Origin of the sequence: Synechococcus sp. H55.9 (assembly GCF_047462355.1) — a bacterium.
GTDB lineage: Bacteria > Cyanobacteriota > Cyanobacteriia > Thermostichales > Thermostichaceae > Thermostichus.
Genome location: NZ_JANSJB010000016.1, coordinates 1 through 5,444 on the forward strand (window position 1 = coordinate 1; position 5,444 = coordinate 5,444).

A 5,444-nucleotide genomic window follows, 5' to 3' on the forward strand; every position below is an offset into this window, starting at 1 on the left:
ATGGGGGGTCGCCCACCCACAAGGGTGTCTGCTCTGCTTCCCCTGGCTATAGAGGCGGGGGGTTGACGCGATTCTGTTCAAGCCAAGGTCAGAAGCAAAAGTCGGCATCTTTGAAGATGTTATAGATTGGGATGCGAGTGCTCTGAATCTCGTAGATCCCCGGTTGCTGACAGGGATCCCAATGGGTTTTGCGGTTCTTGTCTGCAGCTTTGCAGGGAGGTACTTTGGATGGCTAACTACCCAATGCGAGGCCGTTCTTCTCCTGCTTCTGACCATTTTCCCTTGGGCACCTTGGTGGTGGCGAGCGTCTCGGTTGGGGCTCTGGCCGCCTTGGGTTGGCAGTTGTGGCAGATGGTCGCTCCGATGTTGGCCCCCCCGCCCCCACCCCAATTTCAGCGGGCGATCCGCCCGGATCCCTTGCCGAGCCCAACCAGCTTTCCCCCTCCCCTGTCTGCCCCTGCTGCAGGCACCCTTGACCCTGAAGGATTTCCCCCCGGCAGCCGCGGACGGGTGATTGAGCCGATTGGCCTGGCGATCCGCAGCCGGCCCTCCGCCGATGGAGCCTACCAGGGCGGGATTGTGGTGGGGGAAACGGTGACGGTGTTGGAGTATAGCGCCGATGGTCGTTGGCAACGGGTGCGGCGGGAGTTGAACGGTCAAGAGGGCTGGGTGCGGGCGGGCAATTTGGGCCCTGTGGAAGGGGCGGCAGCCTCGGCATCTGCTGTCTCTACCGTTTCACCATCGACAGTTCAGTTGACTCAACCCAGGCCTGAGTCCACCCACTCTCCTGGAGCAACAAGCGTTTCCCCCGGTGAGCGGGGGCGGGTGATCGAGCCGATGGGTTTGGCGCTGCGAGCCACTCCCGACCGGGAAGGGGCCTACATGGGCGGCCTGCCCCTGAATGAGGTGGTGACGGTGTTGGGCCTGAGCGAAGATGGCGGTTGGCAGCGTATCCGCCGCGAGAACGGGCAAGAGGGCTGGGTGCGGGCCGGGAACCTGGCGCAGGAGTAGCAAGATGCCCCAGCGGGGGATTGTGGTGCCCCGAAAGTTTGTGTTTGGCTAGGTCAGTAGCGCTGGCCGAACTCCAGGTGAAGCAACTCCTCTCTCCGTCGTGGGTCATTTCCTCCAGGGATCCCTTGGCCAGAGGGCTGGCTCTGGTGGCCCTGGGGCTGGGAGCCGGCATGACAGCTTGTCGTCCGCCTGTCGAGTCGGGGCCAGCTAGGGAGCCGCAGGCGATCTCTGCCTCGGCCAAAGGCACGCTGGAGCTGTGGGCCAACGGCGAAGCGTTCGTGCGGGAGGGGTTGGTCTCCAAAGACGGCTGGGCGCTGCAGTTTGAGCGTGTGTACGTGACGCTGGCCGACATCACGGCCTACCAGACGGATCCCCCTTTTGAAGGGAAAGGGGAGCTCCAGGCCAAGGCCTTAGTCAACCTGACAGGCCCCCTCACGGTGGATTTGGTGCCAGCGGCGGGGGCAGAACGGGTTCTGCTGGGATCCCTGGAAGCTCCCCCTGGGCACTACAACGCCTTGGCTTGGCGGCTGGTGCCGGCAGCGGAGGGGCCGGCCAAGGGCTACTCCCTCTGGATCGAGGGCACAGCCCGGCCAGCAAAAGGGGAGGGAGAGGGGATCCCCTTTGTGCTCAAGTTCAGCCCTGAGCTGGCCTTCGTCTGCGGCGAGTATGTGGGGGAAGCGCGCAAGGGCTTTGTCCAGGCGGGCCAGGTGGCGGATCTGGAAGTGACTTTCCACTTTGACCACCTGTTTGGGGATGGCAGCCTACCGCCGGAAGATGACCTCAACCGGGCGGCGCTGGGGTTTGCCCCGCTGGTGAAGCTGGATCCCCTCTCCCTGGAGCAGCGGCTAAAGGGGGGATCCGACCCTCTGGTCTGGGACGACCTGCAGGAAAGTGGGACGGCGTCCGAAACCCTCTTGGAGATCCTGCAGAACTTGGGCCACGTGGGGGAGGGCCACTGCCGCGCGTCCTCTGACCGTCTTGGTGGGACGGGATCTTGACCTTAGGTCTTTGCCCTCAAGCCTGGGTGGCTTTTGCAGTCGAGAGATTGTCCTCTACTTTTGCCGACCCATGAACTCAGTCTGGCCAAATCGCCTCCCTTTCTACGCTTACTGGCAACTGAGCTGGCTGGCCTGCGGCCTGCTCTTGTCTGCTCCGGCTTGGGGGCATGGGGTGGAGGCCTCTTGGCGGGCCGTCCCCACTTTCGAGATCCAAGCCCGCTACGATTCCGGCGAGCCGCTGCGTTCTGCCCGCGTCACGGTGTTTGCGCCCACCGATCCCACCACCCCTTGGCAGGAAGGGCAAACGGATGAGCAGGGGCGATTTCTGCTGCAGCCGGATCCTGAGCTCAAGGGACTGTGGCAGGTGCGCATTCGCCAGGCCGGCCACGGCGGGGTGGTGAACGTGCCGGTGGGCGAAGCGGCTATGCAGGCAGAAGGGATCCCCAACGGCTCCTCCTTTGGCCCTGTGCAGCGGGGGGTTATGGCTGCCTGTGTCATCTGGGGGTGCTTGGGTACGGCCCTGTTCTTCTCCCGGCCCCGTCCCTCCCAAGGCCCAGAACTCCCCGACTCCTCAGGGGGTGTTGCCGCTTTGAGCCAGGACTAGCCATGCACATCAGCGAGGGCCTTCTGCCAGCACCGCTTTGGCTGGGGGGCTATGGCATCACTGCCCTGCTTACGGGTTGGAGCCTACACCTCCTCCAGCGGTTGGAAAAGGATCCCCGCCGCCAACTGCCCAAAGCGGCGCTGCTGACCGCCGCCTTTTTTGTCGCCTCCTCCATTCACCTGCCTTTTCCCCCGGCCAGCCTGCACCTGCTGCTCAATGGCTTGCTGGGCGTGATGCTGGGGGCCTTGGCCTACCCGGCGATTGTGGTGGGCCTGTTTTTTCAGGCGGTGGCTTTTGGCCACGGGGGGCTAACCACCCTGGGGATTAACGCCGCCATTATGGGGATCCCGGCGCTCTTGGCAGGGGGGATCTTTCGAATGGGCCGACGGCGGCTGGGAGACGGGTTGGCAGCCTTCTGGGCGGGGGCGGCGGGGGTGGGGCTGGCGGCGCTGCTCTTCTACGGGGTGGTGATGGCTGCTCTCCTGGGCGAGGGGACGGTCTCCACCCAAGCAGAGCGCTTGGCCTTGGGCAGCTTGGTGATGGCCCACCTCCCTTTGGCGGCGGTGGAGGGGCTGTTTACCTGTTGGGTGGTGCGGTTTTTGCAGCGGGTGCAGCCGGAGCTGCTGGGAGAAGATGCCAAAAGATAGGGCCGAGGCCGTCATCTCCCAGGATCTCAGGGGAACGCAGTTCTCTCCACCCGCTCCCCTCCCTCCCTCCCCCTCTTGGCTTCACCGCTGGCGGCCTTTGCCCAAGCTGGTGGGCCTGGGAGCCCTGATGGCAGCTTTTGCCCAGGTGCAGCGCTTGGCCTTGCTGCCCCTGGCCTGGGCGCTGCTGGCTCTTCTCTGGGCGTTGTCGGGAGTGCCGCTCAGCCGAGGACTGAAACGGCTGGCCGCCCCAGGCGCTTTGCTAATAGCTCTCGTCGCTCTCCTACCGTTAGTTATGGGGAACACCATCCTCTGGCAGTGGGGATCCCTGGCTCTGCGGTGGGAGGGGCTGGAGAAGGCGCTCTATGTCGTTGGGCGCAGCCTGGCTTTGTTGGCGCTGGCGACGCTGCTTTTGGAGACCACCCCCCTGCTGGAACTGTTGGCGGCTTTGCGGGCGCTGGGGATCCCCGACCTGCTCTTGGAGTTGGCCTGGCTGACGCAGCGCTACCTGCAGGAGATAGGCGCCCAGTGGCAGCAGATGCAGCGGGCAGCTTGGCTGAGGGGCTGGCAGCCGCGGGGATCCCTGTGGCGTCCGGGCCCGGCCTTGCGCCAAGACCTGCCCTTCCTGGCTGCTGGGGTGGCTACTCTCCTGGTGCGCAGCTATGAGCGCTCCGAGCGCGTCTATCAGGCGCTGCGCCTGCGGGGCTACGGGCGGGCGCCCTTGGTTCCGACAGCGGCTGGCGGGGATCCCTGCAGTTGGGCGGCCAGCGGTCTGGCAGTGGCTGTGGCTCTTGGCTTGGTGTGGGTTCAACTTGGGGGGTAGCCCGATTGAGCTGGTTGGCAGAGGAGTTCAGAAGCGAAACCTAAACTAGAATAAGAAAACTTTCATTTCTGCTGTCGCCATTCTCTCGGCCTCTCCTGTGGCTATGAACCGGTTGGAGACCGCTTTGCCTACGCCCTCTCGCAGCCCTGCCGCTCCCCCAAAGAAAGCGCCGGCAGTTGCCGTTGTGCACCTGGGCTGTGAGAAAAACCGGGTGGACACCGAGCACATGCTGGGCCTGCTGGCCCAGGCGGGCTACCGGGTGGAAGGCGACGAAGACAGCGCCGACTACGTCATCGTCAACACCTGCAGCTTCATCGAGGCGGCGCGGCGGGAGTCGGTCAGCACCCTGATGGAGCTGGCGGTACAGGGCAAAAAGATCCTCATCGCCGGCTGCTTGGCCCAGCACTTCCAAGAGGAGCTGCTGCGGGAGATCCCGGAGGCGGTGGCCATCGTCGGCACCGGCGATTACCACCAGATCGTGCAGGTGATCGAGCGGGCGGAGCGAGGGGAGCGGGTCAACGCCGTCACCTCCAGCTTGGACTACATTGCCGACGAGACCGTCCCCCGCTATCGCACCACCCATGCGCCGGTGGCCTACCTGCGGGTGGCCGAAGGATGTGATTACCGCTGCTCTTTTTGCATCATCCCCCACCTGCGGGGCAAGCAACGCTCCCGCCCCATCGAGTCCATTCTGCGGGAGGCGGAGCAACTGGCCGCAGAAGGGGTGCAGGAGTTGATTCTCATTTCCCAGATCACCACCAACTACGGGATCGACCTCTACGGGGAGCCGCGGCTGGCCGGGCTCATCCGCGCCCTGGGCCGGATCCCCATCCCCTGGATCCGCATGCTCTATGCCTACCCCACCGGCATTACCCCGGCAGTGGTGGAGGCCATTCAAGAGACGCCCAATTTCCTGCCCTATCTGGATCTGCCGCTGCAGCACAGCCACCCGCAGATCCTCAAAGCCATGAACCGCCCCTGGCAGGGCCAGGTCAACGACCGGGTAATCGAGCGGCTGCGCCAGGCGCTGCCCAACGCCGTGCTGCGCACCAGCTTTATTGTCGGCTTTCCCGGCGAGACGGAGGAGCACTTCCAGCATCTGCTGGAGTTTGTCCAGCGCCACCAATTTGACCATGTGGGGGTGTTCACCTTTTCCCCAGAAGAGGGCACGCCCGCCTACCGTCTCCCCCAGCAGGTGCCGGAGCCCCTCAAGGAAGAGCGCCGCGCCCGCCTGATGCAACTGCAACAGGGGATCGCCTTCCGCCGCAACCGCGAGCAGGTGGGCCGGGTGGTGCCTGTGCTCCTGGAGCAGGAAAACCCCCGCACCGGCGAGTGGATTGGCCGTTCCCCCCGCTTTGCCCCTG

At 64.8% G+C, this 5,444-nt stretch carries 6 protein-coding genes; all 6 read left to right on the plus strand.

Going from position 1 to position 5,444, the window contains the following annotated elements; all coding sequences use genetic code 11:
- Window positions 1-228 precede the first annotated feature (228 nt).
- Window positions 229-1,011: an SH3 domain-containing protein gene (locus tag NW857_RS03790; RefSeq protein ID WP_414332736.1), complete on the plus strand. Its 783-nt coding sequence runs from the start codon at window positions 229-231 to the stop codon at window positions 1,009-1,011.
- Between the two features lie 44 nt (window positions 1,012-1,055).
- The gene (locus tag NW857_RS03795) at window positions 1,056-2,009 is read left to right on the plus strand and encodes a hypothetical protein (protein WP_414337557.1); all 954 of its coding nucleotides are present in this window, start codon (window positions 1,056-1,058) and stop codon (window positions 2,007-2,009) included.
- Between the two features lie 70 nt (window positions 2,010-2,079).
- Window positions 2,080-2,613 carry a hypothetical protein gene (locus NW857_RS03800; protein ID WP_414367987.1) on the plus strand — a complete coding sequence of 178 codons (534 nt, stop codon included), beginning with the start codon at window positions 2,080-2,082 and terminating at the stop codon, window positions 2,611-2,613.
- A gap of 2 nt (window positions 2,614-2,615) precedes the next feature.
- Window positions 2,616-3,260, plus strand: coding sequence for a cobalt transporter CbiM (gene cbiM / locus NW857_RS03805; protein WP_414332731.1), 645 nt, complete (start codon window positions 2,616-2,618; stop codon window positions 3,258-3,260).
- Window positions 3,247-4,080: a cobalt ECF transporter T component CbiQ gene (cbiQ, locus tag NW857_RS03810; RefSeq protein WP_414332730.1), complete on the plus strand. Its 834-nt coding sequence runs from the start codon at window positions 3,247-3,249 to the stop codon at window positions 4,078-4,080. Before cbiM ends, cbiQ begins: the two co-directional genes overlap by 14 nt.
- Window positions 4,081-4,204: 124 nt before the next feature.
- Window positions 4,205-5,444 (plus strand): 30S ribosomal protein S12 methylthiotransferase RimO (gene rimO / locus NW857_RS03815; protein WP_414367989.1); only part of this gene is annotated, 1,240 nt, incomplete at its 3' end.

Coding starts and splice junctions, on each gene's coding strand:
- NW857_RS03790 (WP_414332736.1), top strand. CDS start 229: ATGGCTAACTACCCAATGCGAGGCCGTTCTTCTCCTGCTTCTGACCAT.
- cbiM (WP_414332731.1), top strand. CDS start 2,616: ATGCACATCAGCGAGGGCCTTCTGCCAGCACCGCTTTGGCTGGGGGGC.
- cbiQ (WP_414332730.1), top strand. CDS start 3,247: ATGCCAAAAGATAGGGCCGAGGCCGTCATCTCCCAGGATCTCAGGGGA.
- NW857_RS03800 (WP_414367987.1), top strand. CDS start 2,080: ATGAACTCAGTCTGGCCAAATCGCCTCCCTTTCTACGCTTACTGGCAA.